This is a genomic window from Acinetobacter endophylla, assembly GCF_053543775.1.
The window spans coordinates 1-23,858 of sequence record NZ_JBLVOM010000015.1; the positions used below are offsets into that span (position 1 = coordinate 1).

The window sequence follows — 23,858 nt, forward strand, 5'->3', positions numbered from 1 at the left end:
AAGCGGCCCAGTTTCTTCAACACACCTTCTAAAAAATCAATTTCTAATGCCTGCTCACCGATTTTTGCATGTAGTTTTTTTAGATCGATGGGTGGTTCTGTTGGAGCTTTTGATTGATCGAAAGCTTGCGAGGAAGCTGAAATCAGTTGATTTTTCCAGTCGATAATTTGGTTTTGATGAACATCAAATTCAGCACTCAATTCAGCAAGTGTTTTTTCTGCTTTAATCGCAGCAAGTGCTACCTTAGCTTTAAAATCATTTGAATGATTTCTTCTTGGTCTACGTGCCATAAAATACTCCATATATTGATGTTTATAACATCATTTGGGGAGCAAAATATCACTTATAAGTGTTGTTCAAATTTCCTGATCCACCTCTTTATTCTTTAGATTTTACTTAAATAAATGTATTTTAAAATTATGCTATCTGCTCTAAGTCGCTAATTATTAAACAAAGATAGAAGTTAAGAAATTTCACTTTATGATTGAATCCACACGATATCTGTCATTTTAACTTTTAAAAAAAAGCCACCCTCGCGGTGGCTTTTTTCATGATCTGATTGATCTGCTTAAATTCTGAGATTTATTTCAACCACTTCCCTGCTTCATCAATAATCATTTCCCCGTCTTCCTTGCTAAAAGCTGCGCGCTGGGGAGCCGAAAGAATATCTAGAACAACTTCTGATGGAGGAAATTTACAAGTTCACCCTCATCACCCGCAGTCAGTCTGCTGATCCCACGGATCGATATTCTAAACGAATCGAAAGTGCCGAGGAATTATCGAAACGGGTGAATCAACAAAAGATCTAGTTTTATCTCAAATCATCTGATCAACTTTTCAAAACTTAAATATTAAAAAATCCCACTCAGGAAGCGGGATTTTGTTTTTTGAAAATTTAACAGCCCTAAATCATTTCAATTAAAATTCTTTTGTCACACTCAGACCAGCGCTCCAGTTCCGCCCTTCTGCCGGCTCATAATAACGTCCTTCTGGTCTACTACTTTCATTAACAATCACCGAACCAGAATAATCTTTATCAAACAGGTTATCGACACGCGCAAAAGTATTCACCGCCCAATCTTGCATTTTCCAGTGATAACCTACATTGGCACCAGCGACTGTGTAGCTTGGCGCATATTCAGTATTGGTATCATTGACATAAATACGATCTGAGTAACGCACGTCTAAACCCGCACTCAAACCATTTTCAGGTTTCCAGCCTAAACTTAAAAATGCCTGATTTTTGGCAATCCCCGGAATATAGTTTCCTGATTCAACTCTCGACACTGCAATACTGCCATTCTGATTTAAAATTTCAGGAATATCTGCATCAAAAGTTGCATCTATATAGCTATAGCTGGCTTGAGCAGTGAGATCACGCCAAAGGTTTTTGTTCCAGGAGAGTTCAACACCTTCTCTTAAAGTTTTATCGGCATTACGGAAAGTAGAGCGACCATTATCATTTTCTGCAGAGACAATATCATTCTCAGTTTGGGTTTGGAAAATAGCAACAGTAAAATCACCTAATGTACTTACAGACTTTAATCCCATCTCATAGGTTTCACTTTCTGCTGCTTTTAAACTGAAGCTACGGTTTTCTGCAGTATTTGCAGGATAAGACATTTCGGTAAAGGTCGGTGTTTCAAAGCCTTGTGCATAACTGGCATAAGTCATCAGCTCAGGTAAAATCTGCCAGCTTAAGGCCATGGATGGCAATAATTTCTGATAATCGGTTTTACCTGAATTATCGCCATTCGCAAGAAACTTGTCTTTAGATTTGAAATGTACATTGCTATAGCGCAGGCCGGCATCCAATGTCCAATCGGGAGCAAAGTGATAAGAAGCTTGCAAATACGGATCTAAATTCCATAGGGTATTGTCTTCATCACGGCGTAGTTTACCTTTTACACCAAATTGCGTATCACCGATAAAGTTTTCATAGCCATAACGTTCTTCAGTCATACCGTCAATCGCTACACCAGCAATGAGTTTTAAGTTTGGTAAGACTTCTTTGCCTGTCCAACGAAAGTCTGTGCCGTAGAAATTACGATCAAAATCAATGACACCACCTGCATGATTTGCACCAACTTGTGAGGTATTTGGCGTTGATTGATATTGCGTTACAGAACGCTGTCCAGCATATGCCATAGCGTACAGTTCATGCTGATCATTGATCGGCTTATTCCATGTTAAGCCAGTTTGCACCTGCTCAATTTCTTTACGAGCATTGTATTTGGTGACATTACCAACCACTTGCTTCGGATTGGCTTCCCATTGTGGACGAGTTAAACCACCTGGATCATCTGCTTCAATTTTGACGTAGTTATTGACCCAGTTAATTTTACTACCATCTTCCAGATCCCAAGTCAGCTTGGCATTATTCAGAACTTTATGTGCACTGCTGTTGTCACGGTAACCATTGGTATCAAAATAAGACGAGCTAATGACATAGCTTGGCTCTGAAGCATTCTCTGAACCGCCTTGCAAAACCAGCTTGGTCTGCCCTTTATTCTGGCTCCCTGCAGAATGCCCCAGTTCAATTGAGTCAGCGCCTTGCCCCTCTCGCGTGGTGGTTAAAATCGTCCCCCCGGAAGAGTTGCCATACAGCGAGGAAAATCCACCACCTAAAACCTCAATATGGTCCAGACTGTTCAAATCAATATTCGAGGTTTGTCCCTGCCCATCCGGCATCGTTGCAGGGATTCCATCCACATATAAACGCACACCACGCACACCGAAACTGGAGCGTGCGCCAAAGCCTCGCATCGAAATTTGCAGGTCCTGGGCATAGTTTTCACGATTATTTAACTGTAATCCTGGAACACCTTTTAATGTTTCCGAAAGGTTCACATTCATGCTGTTATCTTGTTCTTGATTCAGATAATACACTGACGCCGGTGTGGTCAATCGCTCCCGATCGGTACGGGTCGCTTGAATGACAATCGTGTCTAACCTTTGGACTTCTTGTGTGTCATTTTCTGCATAAATATTCTGACCTGCGCAAGCAATCAGGCAGGACAAGGTCGATCTCACAAATGGAAGTTTCGGGCTTTGATACATAAATGACAGGCCTTATTTGAAAGTGGTTTAATGCGGCAAATACCTTATCGAGATGGCGTACATCTCATGATTCAATTCATTTTGTTTTAAACATCGATACCAAATAAATGTACTGATTCGATGACATATAGTTCGCTCAATGGATAGAAAAACTTTGAGCTTAAAATTCTGTGTTCGGTAAATTCAGACTTGATTAATCCTTTATCTGAATAGCACTGAAAATCAGCCATATACAAAGAATATTATTTTAATGTGATCTGAATGAAATTGATCTTTCAGCAACAAATCAACATCATTTCTCTGTGTCCTTAAAACTCGATGTAGGCATTCAACAATACATAATAAAAAAGCCTGACGAATCAGGCTTCTTCATACTTAATTAGAGGTTCAACTATTTATTGTCTGGCAAGGCATAAGCCACCAGAGAGTCGCCCATTTTGGTGCCAAAGGAACCATGACCACCTGCCATAATGACCACATACTGCTTGCCATTGGCTTCATAGGTCATTGGTGTAGCCTGACCACCTGCAGGTAGACGACCTTTCCATAGTTCATCACCGTTGTTCACGTTAATGGCACGGATGTAGTTATCTTGAGTTCCACCCACAAACATCACGTTGCCCGCAGTTGAAATAGGTCCACCCAGCATCGGCACACCCATTTTGAATGGCGGCAATGGAATGCCTGGCATACTGTCACGAATGGTACCGATACGGCGTTTCCAGGCCACTTCATGAGTATTTAAGTCCACACCTGCAACAAAGCCCCATGATGGCTGTTTACACGGCAGCCCAAACGGAGACAGGAACGCACTGATTTCAACGCCATAAGGCACGCCATACATCGGTTGAACGCCGGCTTCTGTGCCTGCACCTTTAGCCGTCTTAGGACGGTTCGGATCTTGAGGAATCAGTTTTGATACAAATGGCAGGCCAATCGGGTTGGTCAGTGCAATTTGACGGTCCGGATTCACCGACATACCGCCCCATTCAAACACACCCAGGTTACCCGGGAAGACCAGCGTCCCATTTTCAGAAGGTGGGGTATAAATGCCATCGTAATTCAATTTGTGGAACGCAACACGGCAGACCAACTGGTCGAACATGGTCGCACCCCACATCTGTTTATCGGTCAATTTCTCTTGTGGCGCCAGATTAAAATCAGAGAACGGTTGAGTTTTAGAATAGAACTCACCTTTGGTTTGGGGTCCACGTTTCACAGATTGTGGTACCGGTTTCTCGGTAATCGGCACAATCGCTTTACCATTACGACGATCCAGCACAAAAGCATTCCCAGTTTTGGTCAAGACATAAATGGCTGGAACCATATTGCCACTTTTGTCTTTAATCTCGGTCAATGTCGGCTGTGAAGGTACGTCCATATCCCACAAATCATGATGGGTAGTCTGGAAGTTCCATACTAGCTTACCAGTCGTCGCATTCAGGGCCAGCATCGAGTTGGCATAACGCTCGTCCAGTTCAGTACGATGACCACCGTAAATATCCGGTGTACCGACACCCGTTGGTACGTAGACGATATCCAGCTCTGCATCATAGGCTAAAGGTGCCCATGCATTAGGTGAATTATGTACAAATTTTTGACCCGGTGCAGGAATCAAATTCGGATCTTCAGCGCCTGTGTCAAATACCCAAAGCAGTTCACCGGTATTCACGTCATAACCACGGATCACACCCGATGGTTCTTCAGTTGAATAGTTGTCGGTAGTTGAACCCGCAATAATAATGGTGGTGCCGGTTACTACAGGCGGTGAGGTTGGAATATAACCGCCCGGATATGGGAATGGCATATCTTTTTGCAGATCGACTTCGCCATTTTTACCAAAATCAGAACAGACTTTACCGGTGGTCGCATTGACCGCCACTAAACGCCCATCATTGACCGGTAAAATGACTTTTTGTGGACATTCAGCAGAGCTGCTTTTTTTCGCAGCGAGACTGCTTTCAAAACCAGCCGTATTGTTGACATCATAATAAGACACGCCACGACAGGTTAAATGCTGATAGGTATGATCAGCTTTCAGCTTTGGATCATAGGTCCATTTCGCCTTACCTGTTGCCGGATCAAGCGCAGTCAATTTCTGGTGAGTGGTACAGATGTACATGTTGTCGCCCACCTTGATTGGGGTAACCTGATTGGTGGTTTCACCCGAGTCATTTTCAGTCTTGAATTCGCCCGTGTGATATTCCCAAGCCACCTGCAAATCTTTGACATTTTCAGTATTAATCTGCTTTAAGGGTGAATACCGTAAACCGGACTGGGTACGACCATAAGCAGGCCAGTCTTCATCTGCCACACCCGGGATTGGCTGGTGGGTTGCAGGCTGCTGAGATTTTAATTCACCGCGAATTTCTTGCGGGTCATTAAATACAGCATAAATCATGACGGCAATAGTAATGGCCAATGAAGCACCCAAGGCAATTTTCGCACCTTTGCTTTGATCAAAGCCACGTGTTACTGCCGGAATAAGCAGCGCTAAACCAAACAGACCTAAAATATCCAAACGCGGCGCAAGTGCAAAGAAATCTGAACCGACTTCCCATAGGCCCCACACCACTGTTGCCAAAACGAATATGGCATAAACCAGAAGTGCAGCGCTTTTTCGTTTATACAAGAGAACTGCGGTCGCAATAAAGAGAATACCTGCAATGATGTAGTACCAAGACCCACCCAGCACTGCAAGATAAATCCCTCCAATCAGCAGTCCTATACCGAAAACAGCGGCAATGACCGCTAAAATCGTTTTCAGTACTGAACCTGATGATGAAGTATTCATATTGAACACCTATAAAAGTTTTTTTGAAAGTCCATGCACATGACAGGCATGAGCACCCTTATTGTTAAATTCTGAGTTATAAATACATCAATGTCTTAAGCAGGCATTGCCCATTACTGCAACAAAGCACCTAGAGATTCAATAGTGTATTTGCAACTAAAAACTATATTTTAAAATGACGTATTAAACTTGATTCCGCCCACCCAGACATTTTCACCATCTTTATATGCACCGACGTGACGCACATATTGCACATTCGGGCGAATGGTGAGCCAATTAGTGGCATGTAAGCCATAATAAATTTCTGCATCGATTTCTTGATGACGGTCAGCACTGACATCGTCATTCATGTTGATGCGTGCAATACCAAATGCGATTTCATCTTGAGGGCGTGAATCCATTGCACCCTTATAAACCAGCCCGATATTTTGCATATCACTGACATTATTGGTTTTGGAATCATGCACTGTCGCATTCACAAAGCCGGTCAAACCACGCGAAGCATCTCCGTCATGTGCAGTTAATTGTTGCTTGGCAACGATCCAGCCACCATGGTGATGATCGGTTTGATCTGGATTGGAAATGACTTCAGCTTCCGCCGTGCTGTAGTAATAACCGGCGCGGTATTCACCTGGTAGTTTCTGTTCACCCAGTTTAGGCGTCCAGACCACTTCTGCAGGAAGCATTGCCCCTTTGGAGCCGTCCGTACTCAGATTAAACCCTTTACCACGTTCCAGATTCTCAGGGTTGTATTCATAAACACCGACCTGGGCATAAAATTCAGGGTTAATGTTGTATTTGACTCGTGCAGCCCATTGGCTTACCGGCCAGTTGTACCACTGATCGCCAACCCAATTCCCGACTTGTGAACCGCATAGGGCCAGATTCTGGAAATCGCAGTCAAAACTGTTGAAGTCTTCGCCTTCACCAAAGCGTCCGACTTTCACATCCAGTTTTTGTTCCAGGAATTTTTTCTTGATCCATAAATCAGTCAGACGCCAGGTTTGACCACGGCCCCAGACCTCTTGCACTGAACTCAGATGGTCGTTTAAAGCAGCAGTGCTTTGAGACAGTGACTGACCGTTACGCTGGGTGACAGTAATTTGCGCTTCGGTATCTTGCCAGCCTGCAATCTTTGCCAGATCCAGATGTGCCCCAAAAACAAACTGGTCCGCATATTCAGTTTTATGGTTTGAAGATCTTTGCGCATCGATCAAGGTTGCCATTTCACCCGTATAACCAAAATTGAAATCATAGCCCTGATTTTGGAGTGCTGTACGTTGCCCGTTCCAGTCACCGAGCATCCACGGGCTTTCCGAACTGAAAGCAGCTTCAGCATGCACAGTGGTCGTGGTTAAGATGAAAGAGGCACAGCAAAGGTAAACGGCCTTCGATAATGGGGAGAGATACATTGAATGTGATACCTTCATCACAATATGAAGCTTTTTATTATACGCCTGTTGATTTTAAAAAATCGTTACTAATAGATAAAAAGTATGAATAAAATGTTATATTTATTAGTATTATTATATGCTTTTTGTAAATTTAAAATTTATAAGTATCTGTTTATCATCATATTAAATTTAACAACATCAAACCATAGTTCCAAAGAAAAATTTGATATTCATCAGATAGATTTAGCTTTAATTTCTTATAAAAGATTCAGAGATAAATCAGCTCCATTACTATTTAATTTTCTTCATTTCAAATCATGCAACGCTACATTTTTTGTTGATTGAATACTGAATTACTATTGCGATAAGGCTTTTAAAAACATGAAAAAATTATTGTCATTTCACCATAAACTTTTAAAAATTAGATTATGCTAAAGTTATTCTGATAAGAAATTGCGTCGCTTTAAAACAATAATCTAGCTTAATAGACGAGAACAAGCATGAAAGGTTCAATCCTTGATTTTTCTATTCAACACAATACCGGTTTTATCTCGGGGGATGATAATCAGCGCTATAGCTTTAATGGCGCAGACTGGCGTAGTGAGCGTCCACCTTCACGCGGTGATCGGGTCGATTTTATCGTCAATACCGCGGGTGAAGCATCTGAGGTTTATTTAACCTCAGGCAGTTCTATTTATCTGGGAGAAAAAATTTCCAGTCAGCTTGGCAAATATTCAAATCTGGATCAAGCCGAGGAAAATTACAGCAGCATTGACTGGTTTGTAAAATGTCTGACCAACTATGCAAACTTTTCCGGCCGTGCACGCCGTAAAGAATTTTGGTTCTTTATGCTGTTTTGTGTAATTTTAGGCATTGTTGCTGAGGTAATTGATACAGTTTTAGGCACTAAGCCGCTGGTGAATAGCCTGCTTAATCTGGCACTTCTAGTCCCAAGTCTGGCCGTTGGCGCGCGTCGCTTGCATGATGTAGGACGCTCTGGTTGGTGGCAATTACTGACGCTTACCGTGATTGGCATACTGATACTGATCTGGTGGTGGGCAACTGAAACCAAGCAACAAAACAATGAGTATGGTGCTCCTGCCAAATAACCGAACCTTACAAATCCCGTCTTGATGCGGGATTTGTTTATCGATTATTTAATGACTAAATATCAGCAAAATCAGACTTTCTCCATGCTGCAAGATCAATTAGTGAAATTTCCAGATGCTGTATGGGTGCAAATCTATAAAGATAAAATGCAGCTGATGAATATAGATGGCACGATTAAGCATACTCTGCTACCCGATGTGCCTTATGCCCATCCGCGGAGTATTATTGCCGACTTTGATGCAGCCGCGGTGACGCTGAAACGGCTGTTACCATCGTCAATGATGAAGAAACTATTTAGCTCTATAGCACTGCTGCAAATTATGGATCTGCCTGAAGACGGTTTAACCGAAGTTGAAAAGCGCGCGTTACTCGAACTCGGTTATGAAAGTAGCGTGCAAAATGTCATCCTGTTTGACCATGCAGGAAATGCACTGACCAAAGCCAGAGTTCCACCCCAACATCGAATGACGATCATCAATATTTTACTGGTGATTATCATTATGGTGGTGTTGGCATCGACCTGGTTTTTGACGCTTTAAATGTTCTTGTAAGAGCAAAAATCCCGCACGCTGCGGGATTTTTATTGAGATAACAATCTAATAAGAGAGTTGATCTGTATAGATGTAGCAGCTTATAGACAAAATATCTCTAAAAATCAGCTCAAATAAAATAAGCAAAAATTAGGGTTTATTTAAAATAATCTAGCAACTGATTAAAGCGGTCTATTTGATATTTAGGCTGTGCCAGTGCTAACTCTTCCTGACTACCATAACCATAATTTACCGCAATAGTATCAATACCATTTTGACGGGCACCAAAAATGTCATGCTCACGGTCACCGACCATCATGCATTGATCCGCCTGTAACTGTTGCTGCGCTAAAATATACTGAATCAGCTCGGCTTTATTGGTTCGGTCACCATTCAGCTCACTGCCATGAACGTCGGTAAAATACTGGGCCAGGTCAAAATGTTCCAGAATCTGTTTGGCATACACTGTCGGTTTTGCTGTGGCGACAAACAAGCGATAACCACGGCGTTTCAGTTCTGCCAGCGTATCTGCTACACCCTCAAAAACATGATTTTCATAGAGCCCCTTGACTGCAAAGCGCTCCCGATAACCCATCAAGGCCTGTTCAGCCAGAACATGATCGGCTTCAACATTTAAAATTTTGGCCAGCGAGGCTTTTAAGGGCGGACCAATAATCCAGTCGATATTGATCTCGTCACTAATCGGATGACCAATCTTTTCCAGACCATAACGTGCAGACGTCGTAATCCCCACTTTCGGATCGGTTAATGTCCCATCCAGATCAATTAAAATATTCTTAATCACCGCCCATCCCCTCTCATTAGTACCGATATAAATTAATATCGAGAGTTCATTCAAATTTGCCTATACTAATGCAATTTTAGTGAATGAAGGACATCATTTTGCGCCCTACCGTACTTTGCTTTTCCGGTTTAGACCCTTCAGGTGGAGCCGGCCTTCAAGCAGATATTGAAGCCATTGGTCAAAGTGGTGCACATGCGGCAATTGCCTGCACAGCCCTCACTATTCAAAATTCACAGCAGGTTTTTGGTTTCGAAGCCACTTCCAGAGAATTGCTGTTGGCACAGGCCAATGCGGTGGTCAATGACCTGCCCATTCGTTGCGTAAAATCTGGCATGTTAGGCACCACAGACAATATCGCAGCACTGGCCGAGTTTCTGGCTGCACATCCAGATTATCTGTATGTGCTGGATCCGGTTTTGGTCGCGAATAGTGGCGGTTCGCTGGGTAATCAAGAAACGCTGGTCAAAGCATTTACCCAGTTGATTCCATTAGCCACTATCTTAACGCCGAACACGGTTGAACTACGCGCCCTGACGGGTGAGCAAGACCTCAAACTGGCCACTCAAAAATTATTTGAAATGGGTGCACAGGCAGTTTTGGTCAAAGGTGGCCATGAAGATACGCCAGATTACATTCAGAACAGCCTATATATCGCAGGTGAGCTGGTCAACGAAACTCGCTGTCCACGTCTGCCAGGTGAATATCATGGTTCAGGCTGTTCACTGGCCAGTTTCATTGCCGGACGTCTGGCCATGGGTGATCAGTTGAAAACTACGGTACAGCATGCTGAAACCTGGTTATTTGGGGTATTAAAAAATGCTGAAATTCCTGTTCCAAATGGCCAGAGAATTCCAAAGCGTTTTTAAGATCACACTTCTTAAAATCAAAACTAAAAAAGCCTGAGTCATTCAGGCTTTTTTATCACTGCTATTTTTTAAACAATACTATTTGGCCTGATAAATGATTTTGCTTACATAGGTCGGTAAATTCCAAGCACCACCGGCGAAGCCTTTGCATTGTACGGTCAGACTACTGAAGCTTTTAACAAATTTCTTGCCATTCCAGGCCCATTCGTTCTGACTCAGACAATCGCCCAAACCACGCACTTTATGCCCGGAAAATATCTGGCCTTGGTTAAATGTTTCTCCCGAGGTCGTCACCAACTGTTTAAATTGCTTGTTTCGATCCATCAGCCAGAAGCCACTACCCATATTATAAGCCCCACGCCAGCATGGAATCTGAATCAGTTGATTCTGGGCATTAATGGGATAAATGGTCATAACATCATCATCCAGAAAACGCTGGCTAAACAGCAAATCACATTGATCTTCCTTGGTGGTGGCTTGCAGTTTTCGAATCATCTGCTGACTTGTTGCCGTATTCAGTTTTGCTTGAGTGACTTTGCCTGACTGATATTTTGGTATCTGAATTTTCGGTATCGCTGCAGCTTTGAGCACCGCCTGATTGGATTTTTTCCCCGGCCTGATCAAGGCTGAGGGCGTAGAAAGTCGACGCTGAAATTCATCCATCTTGAGTAAAACGGCACTGGCACCGGAATTCGACAGGTTCCAGCGTGATTGCGTATTCTTAAATACAACCGGAGCTGTTCCCTGTACAGCTTTTAGCAAGGCTCGCGTTTGATCAGTACTGAGTTGCCCTATTCCCTCCCGATTCAGACCAATCACACCATAAGGTGTGCTGGCAATTTGTAGCTGAAGCTGTCGTGTAGGTGTGGCAGCAGCTAAGGGTAAAATCTGGACTTGGGCTTTGATACTACTGTTTGCACCCGCAGCACGCTCTAGTAGCACCGAAACCGGCTGATCAATATCTTGATCCGATTGATAACCGGCAGCGCGGCAGGTGCCGGTATTATCACAGGCAATTTCCCAGTCTTTATGTAAAAAATGCAGTCCCTGAATAGCAGCCAGACTCCATGAACTGATACTGGCTAGACCAAATGTGATACTCATGATTTTGATGCTGTAGATCCATTTTTGTTTCATCATTTAGTCCTTATTTAAAACGCTTGCCGAGGTAGCAGGCTGCATCTGCTCAATCTGCTTCTGTTTATCTTTTTTCTTGCGCTCATTGCTCAGGGTCGCCATTAAATCCTGCGCCAAAGCCTTAAGCAGAATCATATCTTCGGCCTGCATCTGTCTCGGTTGTTTATCCAGCAGACATAGACTCCCAAGCGCAATTCCATTTTTATCTTTTAAGGGCACACCGGCATAGAAACGGATATGATGCTGTCTTAACTCTGACAGATGTGGAAAGCGCGGGTCACGCTGCAAGTCTTCTATCACCAAAGGCTCATTCTGATAGAGCAAATGGGTGCAGACTGAATCCTTGCACATTTGTCGGGTTGCAACAGGCTCCTGAGTAAAAGGACTGATTGGAATATACATTTCATGCTGATTCAGCCAGGAAATTTGTGCGTAATCAACGTCAAAGGCTTGACGGGCTTCTTCAATATATTGTTTATAAAGGGTCTGATGACGATGATCCAATAACCCCAATTCATTTAAAGCCTGCTGCCGTTCTTTTTCATTCTTGATCTCTAGATTCTCAAACCAGCTTTCGCCTTCATTCAAGGTATAAGTTTCGATAGTCAGAATCAGATCATCGACATTATTGACCAGTGCCTCCAGCTCAAAACGTTGTTGCAGTTCATCCAGAAGCTCCAGCTGCATCACGCTCCAAGTCGCAAAAATGATTTTCAGTTCAGGATATTGCTGTGCCAATCGATATTTCAGCAAACGAATCTGTGCCGCAGGCGCATGATGAAAAATCGACACACATAAAATCTTGATCGAAGCTGGCAATACAATACCCTTTCCTGATTCACTCGATTGAATCAGCACATCCAGATCATTTCGGGCAGCAATATTTTTGAGATTTAGGGCATGCGCCAACATGGCAGAAATCTGGGTGTCAATTTCCCAACGCGCACCAACACAATAAACTTCGGGCTGCTCGGCACTCATCTTACTCGGATAGGCTTTTTGAAACGCATGATTAAAGAACTGCAAGCCCTGATAAAGACGCAACCGGTGTTCGGCAGTAACATCAGTATCATGCCCTTGAGAATAAATCCGAATGGCTGGAATGGCTACTTCGCCATAGAACATCTGTACACGACGGGCCACTTCCTCTGCACTGGGCTTTTTCGGTAATTGCGCACAGATGTAATCATTGGCTACCCGCATTGCATCATTGACTTCATCAGCCACCAGTCGCTGGTAAAAGCGTTCGGAGGGTGACAATACTGGCGTACTGCCAAGCAAGGTTTTGACAAAACCCAGTGCCGGTACATAATTGGACAAAACCAGCAGGCAGGCAGTCAAAGGCGTCGACAAGATCAGCCCTACCGGTCCCCAGAGGGTGGTCCAGAACGTAGCAGCCAGAATAATTGCCAAGGTAGACAGGCCGGTACTTTCCCCATAGAGCCACGGTTCAATCACGTTATTGCTGATCAGTTCCAGCACCAGAATCAAGCCCACAGTCCAGAGCACCATGTCCCAGCCCGGATCAACGGCGAAAGCCAGCGTAATCGGGAAAATAGCTGAAACAATCGGACCAACATAGGGTACAAAACGCATAACCACCGCGACCAGCCCCCACATGATCGCTGCCGGTACGCCAATCAATAACAGACCAATCGCCATGGGAATGCCATAAGTGACATTGACCAGCAGCTGCATGCGCAAATAGGTTCCGATACTCTTGCCGGCATCATCCAGCGCATCGGTGCCGATATTCAGATTACCACCCAAGAGTTTCAGAAAGCGGTCATGCAGGTCTTTACCATTGAATAAAATCAATACCATAAACAGGAACACAATCCCGATAATCGCCAACGGATTCAGGATTTTATTCAACCAGTCCAGCGCAGCCTCTTCACTCGTTGGCTCTAGGCCCACGACTTTGACATTCTGCACATTCGGGTCTTCTGTTTCCTGTTCTTGGGTGTCTATCGAATTTTCTACCGTGTCAAAGGTCTGGATCGCACCGTCCCACATACTCGGTCCCTGACGATAATTTTCGAGCATTTTCAGTTTTTGCTGGATGGTGTCCTGATATTGCGGCAGTTCCTGACTCAGCTTGCCAAGCTGCACCCCCAGATAAGTTGCAGTGCCGCCCAGAAATGACAAGGTCAGGCACATGACCAGGCCAATCGCCGCCCATTGGGGACAGCCCCAGCGCTTTAAGCGAGAAACCAGAGGAGAAAGTAAAAATGCCAGCAGAATGGCCAGAGCCAGCGGAATAAAAATATCACGGCCAAAATACAATGCCGTCATGACGACAGCAGCAATTACAAAGCCTGCCATCATTCTGAGTGCATGTTGGGTGCGCTGCCGCTCGGACTGATCCGGCATCAATACTTCAGTCTGTTGTTGCAGGTTGGCCTGTCGTGGTTTTACTTGACTGTTCTTGTTGTTATCCACCTGAAAAGTCCTAAAATATTATTCCTTCAACATAATTTAGGACTTTCTATATTTTTGTTACAAAGGTATTCCTGTAATCATTTGCAAAGATATTTCACTTAAATCTTTTCAGGTAAATAGATTAACTCACGCTTTTGATCCGGCGCATTTTCCGGGTTTCGAGTTGCACAGGGACTGAAGTATGTTGATGCAGCAATTGCCATTTGCCCTGCTGCTTGCTCAGGCACATGCTGACCCGACACCAGCCCAGCTGGAAAATCGGTTCAATCACCGCATAACTCACCCGTACATAACCATCGACTACAGCCAGATCAGAAGTGACATGAATATTAAGGTCTTGGCGTTCGATGCGTATGCCTTCCGGTATAAATGCCCGATATTGCTGCCAGAGTGCCTGATAGGCTTCTACACCTTTCACTTCCATACTGACATCGACCAGACGGATATCGGGTCGGCATAATTGAACAATATCCTGAATTTCAAGTCTGGCTACGGCATTATCCCACTCCTGAAGAAATGCCATGACTTCCTGAGCCAATTTTTCATCCCCAAAAACCTGCATAAAATTTCCTTCAACCGGACAAGTCAGACCTGAAATCTGGGATTCAATCAACTCACCGGATTTCTGATCTTTTTGTTCTTATTATTTTGCTTATGCTAAAGCGTTATTCTCGCTTTGCTCTTCCCACTGCCGGATTGGATACAGCTCACCTGAAGATTATTTTTTAAATTATTTTTATTTTAATCAGGATGAATATGCTGTTTCTAGATTGGATGATTCAAAAATCAGCAGCGATTAAAAGTTACTTTAGAACTTTTATCGCATGCCTGTAAATGACATAAAGCGTCATTTAAAAATAGAAATAATTTTAGATCTGAATAAAATAGCGAGCTGTTACAGACCAAGTCGATCTGTTTATAAATTTCGTATAGCATTGATAAAGTTTCAAGGCATTTGATCCATGTCATCTCAGCAGATAAAAGCCATCATTCAGATAACAGCTTTACGATAAGTCTGCTTTGGCATTTCAATGATTTCGACACGAAGCTGTATTTTTAATTCAGGTTGTGGCGCAATATATTGCTGCATCACGTCGAGCACCAATTCGGAAATCGCCTGACGAACTTCGACACTGCGCCCGCTCAACAGTGAAACTTTGGCATGCACATAGGCCTGATCTGTAACAGCATTCAGTCCAATCACATAATCCCGCTGCATAATCGCACGACTTTTTAAATCATTGGGATCAGTGACATGGCCGGTGTTAAAAAGTGCCTGATGGATCGCGACCAATAAGGGTTTGATCTCGATATGTTGCAGATTGTCAGAATATTCCAGATGCAGGTGCGGCATTAAAGTGGTCTCAAATCGAAATGCGAGGATCAGGACGGCAGGAAAATGATCAGCCCAGAATTTCAGTAATAATGAGAATAATACGATACATCAACCGTATTATTCTCTGGTCAGAATTTTAGTCTAGGGCTAAATTTAAGCTTTCTTGACATATTCTGATTTCAGTTTCATCGGGCCGATTCCCTCGATTTTACAATCGATATCATGCCCATCTGCAGCATCAGGCAGCAAGCGGATACTTTTTACCTTGGTGCCCACTTTCACCACTGAAGATGAACCTTTGATTTTCAGGTCTTTAATCACCGTTACGCTATCACCGTCCGCCAGCACATTGCCATTGGCATCCTTAATGATCACTTGCTCTTCAGTGATTTCACCTTCTTTCCACTCGTGTGCGCATTCTGGACAGATCAGTAGATCGCCATCTGCATAGGTATATTCAGATTGACATTTCGGACAGTTTGGCAGCCCCATAAGAACCTCGAAAAAAAGAGAAAAATAAAATAAATGAAACAAATAAGCGCACAGTATAGCATCTTTGTCTGGAGCACTCATGGATAGGACATGATGATGCAACCAACACAGGAGATCGAAGGAATTAATTGTCTGAAATCTGCGGATTAACCAGTAAAGACAGGAGTTGCAGTGATTCCTGCCAGCTCAAATGACACACCGCCGGCGGCACCACATCCGGATAACCTACCTGAATAATATGCAAACCGGTACCGATTGACACTTTTTCAAAGATGATCGTCACCTCTATTTCACCCTGCAAGTCGGGGGTAGAAAACTGATCGGTATAGCGCAGCAGCTGATTGGGAATGACCTCATGATAAATGCCATGAAAATGATGCTGGGTTCCGGTAGAAAAATTGGTAAAGGTGGTTTTATAGCTGCCGCCGGGTTTGACTTCCGCATGTTCTACTTTGGCAATAAAGCCATGTGGTGCCAGCCATTTGGCCAGTGCATCCGGATGCACAAAGGCACGATACACCCGCTCCGGTGGTGCGCTGAACACACGATGCATTTTTAAGGTGTAACTCATTTTTTCTTGTCCTTTGTTGTTATTATTTTTTTATTGCAGGATATTCCCTGCATTTGTTGTGGCTAAATTATCAGCCTGAGTTAAGTACTCATCTGAGTTATTTTATCCAGTTTTGAGCTGGCTATATATAATGAGTATGTATCTATACTCAAGCTCAAATCTTCATATAACGATTAAATAGAGCAATAAAAAAACCCGGCAGCACCGGGTTTCTTACTTTAAATCATTTAAATACAAGCATGCTCAGCTACTACGCAGGCTGCCCTCTTCGTCATCCAACTCATCATCATAGACATAGGCCATGCAACCCCAACCATCATATTCACCCTGAAATTGTGCCGCGATTTTGCTGAACCATTGTTCCAGATCCACGATATCTTCGTAAGCAGGTTCCATATACACATAAATCGTGATGATCCATTCCAGGGTATCGCTTTCTTCGTCCTGAAACAGGCTGATTTTTTGCTCTTCTTTTAATAGATGCAAGGCACAACGATCCGCCTGCGCTTCATCCGCAAAGGCAATCGAAAATTCAATTTCATGTGCCTCTTGCAAGTCGTCGCCATCCTGATGCATTTGCCACAGTACATTGCCATTTTCATCGTCCGGGAATTGATTGTAATCACGTGACATAGAAGTATCCTTATTATGATGCTGTTTTATTCTGCATTTAAGATTAGCTGATTTTTGTACAATTATCGAGATACAGACAAAAAATATTATCTTTTACCCATAAATAAACATATGATTTTTATAAATATAAAAATAAGTAAGAGGATCAATATAGTCAAGATTCCTCAAGGCCAAAAATCCTGAAAAATATCAGGATTTAAACCAACTTATGGCATTCAGAATACTCTGGTAAAAATCTTCTAGACCTATGAATGTCATGATCTACGCGATGTGTGGATGCAGATGATCCTGTTCCAATTGCAAAACCAGCGCAGCAAACTTGAGTTCTTCTAAACGCAGATCAAGATAGGATTCTTGAATCATCGCCTGACTCAGTGTCTGCCCGGTATAATTCAGCAAGACATAATCATCCTTTAAGGCCTGCAATATCTCGCCCAAATTTTCTGTGCTTAATTGAGAGAGATATAAATCTGCCTTACAGTTGAAAGCCAGACTAAGGATTTCAATAGTACTTCGACGGCGATTGTCGTCGACATAATTACAGCTCGCCACCTGCTGTTTTTCTATGGCCTGTTGAATTCTGTCACGGACATTGCGTAAATGCCGAACCGTATCCGTTTCGCTATAACCCTCAATCAGCTGCTCTAAAACCTGTGTTGCGGGAAGCTGCAAGCCGAAGCGCTGGGCCTGTATTTTATGCTCTAAAGCACTCAATACCTCTTGCAAGCGATGCTGTTGTTTAGCCTGTTCATAATAACCGTGCAAACTTTGTCGGGCCTCCTGCTCAACCTCGGCCACGGCCTGCGCCTGAAACTGGGCAAGATAATCTTTTACTCTTGCGATATAGGCTTTGAGATCATCGATCATGATCGAAGCATCCAGCTTGGTCGCTTCAACAAAGTTTTCGGCCTGCAAAGTCCGGTTAATAATATATTGCTCGATATCCCAGATATCCTGATATTTTTTATATTTATTCAGGGCAATGTTTAAACTGCCATTTTGTACCCGCAATTGGGTGATTTCATAATTCAATTCATCGACTTGAGTTTCATAATCTGCCAATTTGCTGCGGGAATGATCCAGGTTTTCCTGTAAAAACTGGATATTGCTGCGTAATGAAGCCTGTACCTTTAAGCTCCATAGCAATGCACATATTAAAATACTCGCGAGAACGAAGAGAGCCATACTGAGCATCGTTCTTTCCTTTAACCCCGGGCAGCGCCCTAAACCATCAAATTAAAAATTTATTATAAAGTCATGATTAATTTTGCATCACTTCGGCCAGATAATCAAAGCCGTTGATCAATACTAAGTCATTCATTCATTTTATTTTTCTACAAAATTTTTATGTGCAAGTCATGTATGACTGACTACTTTCCAGCTCAAGACAAATCCATTCTGAAACAACTTACGATATTTTTTATATCAAAGGATATAATTTGAAAGTTTAAAAATAATGAAAGGAAGGTTAAAAAATCATAAAAATAAAGGCATCAGGCCTATAGCGGGAGATAAAAGAATAAAAAATCTCTAGGCTTATCGTCAAGAGATAAACCGAACATTAAAATTTATATTCTGCAGTAACAGCCGATCAGGCAATGGATCAGTAGAAAATTTCATTTGAACATGCTTATAAAGCCACTCATTTCCACGCTGTTATCGAAATAAATTCTCACACTTTTTTATTCGGATTGCCCAGTTTAAGAGCTTGATCCTGATCATATTTATGAGATTAAAAAGCATGTGTCCGGTCGAATCTAACTATTAAGCAGAATCAAATTAGAATGGTATGTCTGCCTTTATTTCGACCGGGACACCACTCAAAGGCTGGGTAAAAGCCAAATAACTGGCATGCAAGGCCATACGATTTAAAGGACTGCGCTGGGGTTCAGGATGATAAATTTTGTCGCCAGTAATGGGATGACCAATATGCAGCATATGGACGCGAAGCTGGTGGGAACGGCCGGTAATGGGGGTCAGTAACACCCGACTAATGTCTTGCTGAGGTAGATATTCTAATGCCTGATACAGGGTTTTGGCAGCCTTGCCCAGTTCAAAATGCACCATCTGACGCGGACGGTTTTCCCAGTCGGTAATCAAAGGCACTTCGACGCTGCCCTCACCTTCGAGTTTACCTTGTACCAGCGCGACATAATTTTTAAGTACCGTGCGTGCCTGAAACATTTTACTCACCGCCACTTCTGCATCGCGGTGTTTGGCAAACATCAAAATACCTGAAGTGGCCATATCCAGACGATGGGTAATTTTGGCCTGCGGATATTTATCCAGCACACGTAAATAGGCACTGTCGTGATGTTCAGGTAAACGCCCCGGAACCGACAATAATCCGGCCGGCTTTTCAATCACCACCAGATCATCATCTTCATAAACGATATGCAGCGGTTCTTGCGGTGGACAATAGACAAAGTCATTGTTGATGGGCATTTTAAGGGTACAGCATCTATAATAATGCGCGCAAAATAACAAGCGGCTTCTAGGCTGTCAATCACGATGCTTGGGCGAATTAAGCTAATCTGCCAGATAATAATCGACGGTCGAGACCACGCGTACTTTTTTCAAATACGGCGTATTGCTGTCGCGATCTTCAATACTAAACAGCCCCTGATTGGCGGACTTGATTTTGCCCAGACTGCTTTTTGAATCTGCAGCAAATTTTTCCGCTACACTGCGCGCATTTTCGGTGGCCTGTTCAATCATCGCAGGCTTGATGTCATTCAGCTTGGTAAATAAATATTCTGTTCTTTGCCCGGAATCATCCCCTGCAAAGGCAATGCCTTTTCTACCCAAAGCCACCAGACGACTTTGTGCCGCACGCACTGCATCTATTTTGTGGGTATAGACGGTGATGGTCTGGCTGGCGGTGTAACGTAGCGCGACATTGGCATCCCCGCCATATTGCTGCGCGTATTTATCGGTGATACTCGGTGAAGCACTGGTAATCTCTTCCGCGCTAAATCCTTCATTTTTTAAGAAGGTCTGAATTTCCTGGGTATTGGTTTGCATGGTATCGTACAACTCGGCCAGATCCTGACTGCCGGCGTTAAACCGGATCGGCCACACTGCCACATCGGCCTTGACTTCACGTTCCGACAATCCTTTGACCGAAACAACACGTTCATACTGTTTAATTTTTAGGGCACTATTGCCGAGAATCCACCCGGCAAGCATCATCCCTAAAGCAATCAAGGCACCCAAAATCAGTGCTGGTTTGACTTGATTCATGTGTGTCAACTCCTTTGAAATCTTTTTTCGTTCTTATTGATCCTGTCATGCTATCAAGTAGCGATAAAATGATAATAATCCAATCTTATTTTTATCACTCGAAGATTCAATTACAACATCGCACTTAGCTTTGATTCATCAAATAGATTGTAATTAACGGTGTCAGGTTAAACAGCAGAATCCCAATCTTATACAGCGCCATACCTGCATAATGAATCACATCAAAACTGGCATCTGAGAGCTGAAACCATTTTCCATGCACCTGTTTCATCCAGTTTCGGGCAAAGACAAAGACCATGAACCAGATCATGAGAATGACATAATTGATGAGTGTGCAAAACAGCAAAAAACGACACCAGACATCAAGATTCATGAGGATTCCCCTAGGGGGGCAGCTGATGCTTTAAAAAATAACAGATCATGTTGAGAAATGAAGGACTGATTTGTATCTTGCTTAGCTAGATATTTTTTTAAATTTATGATTTATATTTATTTTGTTTTTTTATTCTGCGTGTATTGCTAGAGAATTTTTTAGGGTGTTGGGAAAACGTTTAATGGTTTACTTCAACTATCAATCTTTGTAAGACTTGATCTTATAGCCTATAAACTTGTGGTCTATAGCGTCCTAAGCCGGATCGAGACCTTTTGGGTTCGTACTGCACTCGCGTTTTGCGCCGCTCGCAGCATGCTACTCTTTCCGATCCCATCACACCCTTGAGAGCTATATTAGGCAAAGATGGACGGGATTAATTTCCTATGTTTTTTTAATTTGCATTAAATCTGAAAATTTATTTCATTATTAACCCACATATAGAGAAATAAATTCCATTTCCAATTTTTTATGCTTTTTTATTCGCCAAAATGAGACTTTATTGCAATTTATATTCAGGACAGGATTGCTGTTTTATTGAAAGAATGTTCCCTGAATCCATTGCGCACTAAACCACCAGGCACTAATCGCGGACATCCCGCACAGAAGATTAGCCAGTACCTTATTAATTCTAGTCAACTCAGAACTATAAATTTTCAAATTAAGCAAATAAGCGATCACAGCGTAAACCGAGCCAATCGCGCCCCCAAAAAGAATCAGGATCAGTGGCCATGCAGAATAGAAATGGGCTTTTTTATCTAACTTTCCTGACTCTGGTGCGTGCTGTTGAATATCCATAGGTGATAGCCCTCTTTTTAATATATGCACTTGCACTATTTCTAGGCAGATATTTATCCTTTAGAAAAATATTTGCCTTCTAGAACTTTCACTGAAGCAAGAAGCAGACCAGTTTTATCGTACAAAGAGCTGTCGGGTATGATGATTAATATAGGCATTCAGACCATCGCCATATTGAGCGAGCTGTTTCATGTTTTCGACATGCTGATAACCGGAACTGCTATAGCTATAAGTATAAACTTTCGAGTTTTTCTTAAATTGAACCCGAATAAACTCGTTACCAATCTCGTAATTGGCAACACCTGAGTCATGATTAAGATCAAGATAATGTTGCAATTGAGCTACCCTAAATACTTTGAATCTAAGGTTTTATATGGGGTTTTATTAATCAATTTTCAATCAACTTCAAACTATAAATAGCGAAGTTTGGATAGCAAAAAGCCCTATTGAGTAATAGGGCTTTCGTTCAAAACAGAGGGTAACTGTTTGAGTTGTTTTGCTTAGGCATTCTTATTGTTAAATTGATTGCCTTGGCATTTGGTACACGGTGGTAAACGATCAGTACCAATTTCTAAGTAGGTGCGGTGTCCGCATTGAACACAAAAATAGAAGCCTGTTCCGGGTTTTTCGCCAGCAGTAACCATCTTTGTTCTCCATGGTTTTAGAAATGGTCCGTCTAGTATAACCCTCTGGTGATGAATGTCTATTGTCCATTTTTGTAAATGATAGTGTCGTTTGGGCGAAGACTAGAAGACTAGCTATTAGTCACTAAGTTAGTTCTAATAATCAGCATTGATATAATTACATAACCTCTCATTCTCATTTTGTAGCCAATGCTCGAAATTATCTGGATCTTGAGAAACTTCAAGCATATTCTTCAACGAAGATCTATCCATTATCAAATCCAATCCGCTTTGACAAAACTTCCACCCTGCTACCAAGTTTTCTTCGATATACCTATCAAGCTCGTCAAAAATCTTTACAATTTCAATAAACTTATCTTCATTTAAAGGAGTTGAGGTAAAGTGGACACTATTTTTATAATCAGACATTGTTGCAGGAACTGCTCCATATCCCTCTAAATGGAAATGAAATGATTGACTCTTTTTTTCAAATCCACCATGAGCAAAAGTGTTACGATATTTTTCTTTTATTTGAATTAGATTGTCATAAATCTTTTTGGATAAACCTTTGCATCCTAACACTTCAATATATTTTTCAGACCAAAATTGACCAATGATTTTTTTAATTTCATATTTTGAATCTTTTTTTGCAAATGGAAGTATTAAAACCAATACATGCTCTAATCTACTAAAATATGAATCAATCATTGAAAGTGCGTTATATACAGCTTCTCTTTCCAAATCTTTTTTCCTAAGATAATTTGAAAGTACTTTCGTAAAATCTTTATCTTTCCTGGTAATTTCTTTAGCGAACAATTTTTGAGCTTCATAACGAAAGTACATGTACTGATTATCTAACTTATGAAAGTTATTTTGAATCGTAAAATTGCTTGAATTAATTTGTTCTTCAGCATATTGAGCTAATATTTTTGTCTCGATAAACTTAATATTCTTCTTTAGTTTATTTATGACCTCTTTATGATTTGTACTTCCATCTACTTTTTGACTATAAATTCTCAAACCAAATTTATGTGAACTTATCATATTCACAATACCTTTATATTTAAAAACTATTCCCCAATGCATCTTATCCCATCTATAAATAGAACTGAATTTACATATTTTATGTAAGGTAAACAGTAAAATAGCTTCAACAGGAAAGTCCTCACGAGAAATAGAAATATAAGATTTATCATCAATCAAATTTTCAGATATTGGATCTGCATAGGTAGGCGAATTCAAACATGAGGTGCGACAGTTTCAAAAGCCATATGATAATCAACAAGCTGAGCAAATTTCTCTAATGGTGTAAGCCAATCTAACGCCTTTCTAGGACGAGTATTCAGTGACATGGCAACTTGATTTAAATAATGCTGATCTGCCTGATTTAAATCAATCCCTTTAGGTAAATATTGCCTAATTAAACCATTCATATTTTCGCATGTGCCTTTTTGCCAAGGTGAATGTGGGTCACAGAAATATACATCTATGCCTAAATCTTCTTCGAGTATTTTATGTTCTGACATCTCGCGTCCACGGTCATAGGTCAACGTTTTACGCAGTTCTGCAGGTAAATATTTCAGAGCTTCAGTTAAAGCCTTGCGCACTGATTCTGCCTTTGCATCAGGTAATGTTGCCAAGATACAGAGCCGTG

22 protein-coding genes and 4 pseudogenes are annotated in these 23,858 nt (G+C 42.0%); 4 read left to right on the forward strand and 22 right to left on the reverse strand.

The features are described 5' to 3' along the window. A pseudogene (locus ACNPNW_RS02470) lies at positions 1-302 on the reverse strand (transposase); the annotation flags it as partial. 280 nt (positions 303-582) lie between these two features. Further along, positions 583-687, reverse strand: a pseudogene (locus ACNPNW_RS02475) (arsenate reductase (glutaredoxin)); the annotation flags it as partial. Between ACNPNW_RS02475 and ACNPNW_RS02480 the strand changes: the two are divergent. Then, positions 681-809, forward strand: a pseudogene (locus ACNPNW_RS02480) (arsenical resistance protein ArsH); the annotation flags it as partial. The pseudogenes ACNPNW_RS02475 and ACNPNW_RS02480 overlap by 7 nt on opposite strands. Before the next feature lie 109 nt (positions 810-918). Here the strand turns inward: ACNPNW_RS02480 and ACNPNW_RS02485 are convergent. From ACNPNW_RS02485 to ACNPNW_RS02495, 3 genes are all read right to left on the reverse strand, one after another. Further along, the gene (locus ACNPNW_RS02485; protein WP_448766469.1) at positions 919-3,060 is read right to left on the reverse strand and encodes a TonB-dependent receptor domain-containing protein; all 2,142 of its coding nucleotides are present in this window, start codon (positions 3,058-3,060) and stop codon (positions 919-921) included. Between the two features lie 391 nt (positions 3,061-3,451). Next, a complete protein-coding gene (locus tag ACNPNW_RS02490) occupies positions 3,452-5,854 on the reverse strand; it encodes a glucose/quinate/shikimate family membrane-bound PQQ-dependent dehydrogenase (protein ID WP_448766470.1) in 2,403 nt (800 codons plus the stop codon). A gap of 170 nt (positions 5,855-6,024) precedes the next feature. Then, positions 6,025-7,266 (reverse strand): carbohydrate porin, encoded by a 1,242-nt coding sequence (locus ACNPNW_RS02495; RefSeq protein ID WP_448766471.1) that lies wholly within the window; start codon positions 7,264-7,266, stop codon positions 6,025-6,027. A 482-nt stretch (positions 7,267-7,748) separates the two neighbouring features. On the opposite strand from ACNPNW_RS02495, the gene ACNPNW_RS02500 reads away from it, so the two are divergent. After that, a complete protein-coding gene (locus ACNPNW_RS02500; RefSeq protein WP_312325870.1) occupies positions 7,749-8,357 on the forward strand; it encodes a DUF805 domain-containing protein in 609 nt (202 codons plus the stop codon). A gap of 24 nt (positions 8,358-8,381) precedes the next feature. Further along, positions 8,382-8,897: a hypothetical protein gene (locus ACNPNW_RS02505; protein ID WP_448766472.1), complete on the forward strand. Its 516-nt coding sequence runs from the start codon at positions 8,382-8,384 to the stop codon at positions 8,895-8,897. 148 nt (positions 8,898-9,045) lie between these two features. Here the strand turns inward: ACNPNW_RS02505 and ACNPNW_RS02510 are convergent, their stop codons facing one another. Further along, positions 9,046-9,693 carry an HAD-IA family hydrolase gene (locus tag ACNPNW_RS02510; RefSeq protein WP_448766473.1) on the reverse strand — a complete coding sequence of 216 codons (648 nt, stop codon included), beginning with the start codon at positions 9,691-9,693 and terminating at the stop codon, positions 9,046-9,048. A gap of 98 nt (positions 9,694-9,791) precedes the next feature. Between ACNPNW_RS02510 and ACNPNW_RS02515 the strand changes: the two genes are divergently transcribed. Then, positions 9,792-10,559, forward strand: a complete 768-nt coding sequence (locus tag ACNPNW_RS02515) for a hydroxymethylpyrimidine/phosphomethylpyrimidine kinase (RefSeq protein WP_448766478.1) — start codon at positions 9,792-9,794, stop codon at positions 10,557-10,559. A gap of 78 nt (positions 10,560-10,637) precedes the next feature. Here ACNPNW_RS02515 and ACNPNW_RS02520 read toward each other — a convergent pair whose 3' ends face one another. The 16 genes and pseudogenes from ACNPNW_RS02520 to ACNPNW_RS02595 form a co-directional block, all read right to left on the reverse strand. Continuing rightward, positions 10,638-11,696, reverse strand: coding sequence for a DUF1176 domain-containing protein (locus ACNPNW_RS02520; RefSeq protein ID WP_448766474.1), 1,059 nt, complete (start codon positions 11,694-11,696; stop codon positions 10,638-10,640). Between the two features lie 3 nt (positions 11,697-11,699). Next, positions 11,700-14,138 carry an AI-2E family transporter gene (locus tag ACNPNW_RS02525; protein WP_448766475.1) on the reverse strand — a complete coding sequence of 813 codons (2,439 nt, stop codon included), beginning with the start codon at positions 14,136-14,138 and terminating at the stop codon, positions 11,700-11,702. 121 nt (positions 14,139-14,259) lie between these two features. Beyond that, positions 14,260-14,700: a YybH family protein gene (locus ACNPNW_RS02530; protein ID WP_005252710.1), complete on the reverse strand. Its 441-nt coding sequence runs from the start codon at positions 14,698-14,700 to the stop codon at positions 14,260-14,262. 429 nt (positions 14,701-15,129) lie between these two features. Next, positions 15,130-15,492 carry a 5-carboxymethyl-2-hydroxymuconate Delta-isomerase gene (locus ACNPNW_RS02535; RefSeq protein WP_253144329.1) on the reverse strand — a complete coding sequence of 121 codons (363 nt, stop codon included), beginning with the start codon at positions 15,490-15,492 and terminating at the stop codon, positions 15,130-15,132. Positions 15,493-15,627: 135 nt separating this feature from the next. Next, the gene (locus tag ACNPNW_RS02540; RefSeq protein ID WP_064097130.1) at positions 15,628-15,966 is read right to left on the reverse strand and encodes a zinc ribbon domain-containing protein YjdM; all 339 of its coding nucleotides are present in this window, start codon (positions 15,964-15,966) and stop codon (positions 15,628-15,630) included. Positions 15,967-16,090: 124 nt separating this feature from the next. Beyond that, complete coding sequence (locus tag ACNPNW_RS02545) at positions 16,091-16,537, reverse strand: SRPBCC domain-containing protein (protein WP_004732106.1); 447 nt, start codon at positions 16,535-16,537, stop codon at positions 16,091-16,093. A gap of 243 nt (positions 16,538-16,780) precedes the next feature. Beyond that, positions 16,781-17,170, reverse strand: a complete 390-nt coding sequence (locus tag ACNPNW_RS02550) for a ribonuclease E inhibitor RraB (RefSeq protein WP_004732107.1) — start codon at positions 17,168-17,170, stop codon at positions 16,781-16,783. A 261-nt stretch (positions 17,171-17,431) separates the two neighbouring features. After that, positions 17,432-18,364 (reverse strand): SNIPE associated domain-containing protein, encoded by a 933-nt coding sequence (locus tag ACNPNW_RS02555; RefSeq protein WP_312325889.1) that lies wholly within the window; start codon positions 18,362-18,364, stop codon positions 17,432-17,434. Positions 18,365-18,949: 585 nt separating this feature from the next. Beyond that, on the reverse strand, positions 18,950-19,615 hold the full coding sequence (locus tag ACNPNW_RS02560; RefSeq protein ID WP_448766476.1) for a pseudouridine synthase: 666 nt from the start codon (positions 19,613-19,615) through the stop codon (positions 18,950-18,952). A gap of 84 nt (positions 19,616-19,699) precedes the next feature. Then, entirely contained in the window at positions 19,700-20,413 is a 714-nt protein-coding gene (locus ACNPNW_RS02565; RefSeq protein ID WP_253148090.1) for an SIMPL domain-containing protein, read from the reverse strand. Between the two features lie 124 nt (positions 20,414-20,537). Further along, positions 20,538-20,786, reverse strand: a complete 249-nt coding sequence (locus tag ACNPNW_RS02570) for a DUF6868 family protein (RefSeq protein WP_253148089.1) — start codon at positions 20,784-20,786, stop codon at positions 20,538-20,540. A 531-nt stretch (positions 20,787-21,317) separates the two neighbouring features. After that, positions 21,318-21,581: a hypothetical protein gene (locus ACNPNW_RS02575; protein ID WP_219308594.1), complete on the reverse strand. Its 264-nt coding sequence runs from the start codon at positions 21,579-21,581 to the stop codon at positions 21,318-21,320. Positions 21,582-21,695: 114 nt separating this feature from the next. Further along, the gene (locus tag ACNPNW_RS02580; protein WP_180039000.1) at positions 21,696-21,917 is read right to left on the reverse strand and encodes a hypothetical protein; all 222 of its coding nucleotides are present in this window, start codon (positions 21,915-21,917) and stop codon (positions 21,696-21,698) included. A 164-nt stretch (positions 21,918-22,081) separates the two neighbouring features. Beyond that, the gene (locus ACNPNW_RS02585) at positions 22,082-22,225 is read right to left on the reverse strand and encodes a zinc ribbon-containing protein (protein WP_004645925.1); all 144 of its coding nucleotides are present in this window, start codon (positions 22,223-22,225) and stop codon (positions 22,082-22,084) included. Positions 22,226-22,360: 135 nt separating this feature from the next. Then, entirely contained in the window at positions 22,361-23,446 is a 1,086-nt protein-coding gene (locus tag ACNPNW_RS02590) for a hypothetical protein (RefSeq protein WP_448766477.1), read from the reverse strand. Beyond that, positions 23,443-23,858 (reverse strand): annotated as a pseudogene (locus tag ACNPNW_RS02595) (IS30-like element ISAba125 family transposase); the annotation flags it as partial. The pseudogene ACNPNW_RS02595 and the gene ACNPNW_RS02590, both read right to left, overlap by 4 nt.

Bases quoted from the DNA above. Each gene is read 5' to 3' on its own strand.
- ACNPNW_RS02495 (WP_448766471.1), bottom strand. From the start codon at position 7,266: ATGTATCTCTCCCCATTATCGAAGGCCGTTTACCTTTGCTGTGCCTCT.
- ACNPNW_RS02545 (WP_004732106.1), bottom strand. From the start codon at position 16,537: ATGAGTTACACCTTAAAAATGCATCGTGTGTTCAGCGCACCACCGGAG.
- ACNPNW_RS02540 (WP_064097130.1), bottom strand. From the start codon at position 15,966: ATGGGGCTGCCAAACTGTCCGAAATGTCAATCTGAATATACCTATGCA.
- ACNPNW_RS02555 (WP_312325889.1), bottom strand. From the start codon at position 18,364: ATGCTCAGTATGGCTCTCTTCGTTCTCGCGAGTATTTTAATATGTGCA.
- ACNPNW_RS02500 (WP_312325870.1), top strand. From the start codon at position 7,749: ATGAAAGGTTCAATCCTTGATTTTTCTATTCAACACAATACCGGTTTT.
- ACNPNW_RS02520 (WP_448766474.1), bottom strand. From the start codon at position 11,696: ATGAAACAAAAATGGATCTACAGCATCAAAATCATGAGTATCACATTT.
- ACNPNW_RS02575 (WP_219308594.1), bottom strand. From the start codon at position 21,581: ATGGATATTCAACAGCACGCACCAGAGTCAGGAAAGTTAGATAAAAAA.
- ACNPNW_RS02490 (WP_448766470.1), bottom strand. From the start codon at position 5,854: ATGAATACTTCATCATCAGGTTCAGTACTGAAAACGATTTTAGCGGTC.
- ACNPNW_RS02505 (WP_448766472.1), top strand. From the start codon at position 8,382: ATGCGGGATTTGTTTATCGATTATTTAATGACTAAATATCAGCAAAAT.
- ACNPNW_RS02560 (WP_448766476.1), bottom strand. From the start codon at position 19,615: ATGCCCATCAACAATGACTTTGTCTATTGTCCACCGCAAGAACCGCTG.
- ACNPNW_RS02565 (WP_253148090.1), bottom strand. From the start codon at position 20,413: ATGAATCAAGTCAAACCAGCACTGATTTTGGGTGCCTTGATTGCTTTA.
- ACNPNW_RS02535 (WP_253144329.1), bottom strand. From the start codon at position 15,492: ATGCCGCACCTGCATCTGGAATATTCTGACAATCTGCAACATATCGAG.
- ACNPNW_RS02570 (WP_253148089.1), bottom strand. From the start codon at position 20,786: ATGAATCTTGATGTCTGGTGTCGTTTTTTGCTGTTTTGCACACTCATC.
- ACNPNW_RS02550 (WP_004732107.1), bottom strand. From the start codon at position 17,170: ATGTCACGTGATTACAATCAATTCCCGGACGATGAAAATGGCAATGTA.
- ACNPNW_RS02485 (WP_448766469.1), bottom strand. From the start codon at position 3,060: ATGTATCAAAGCCCGAAACTTCCATTTGTGAGATCGACCTTGTCCTGC.
- ACNPNW_RS02530 (WP_005252710.1), bottom strand. From the start codon at position 14,700: ATGCAGGTTTTTGGGGATGAAAAATTGGCTCAGGAAGTCATGGCATTT.
- ACNPNW_RS02585 (WP_004645925.1), bottom strand. From the start codon at position 22,225: ATGGTTACTGCTGGCGAAAAACCCGGAACAGGCTTCTATTTTTGTGTT.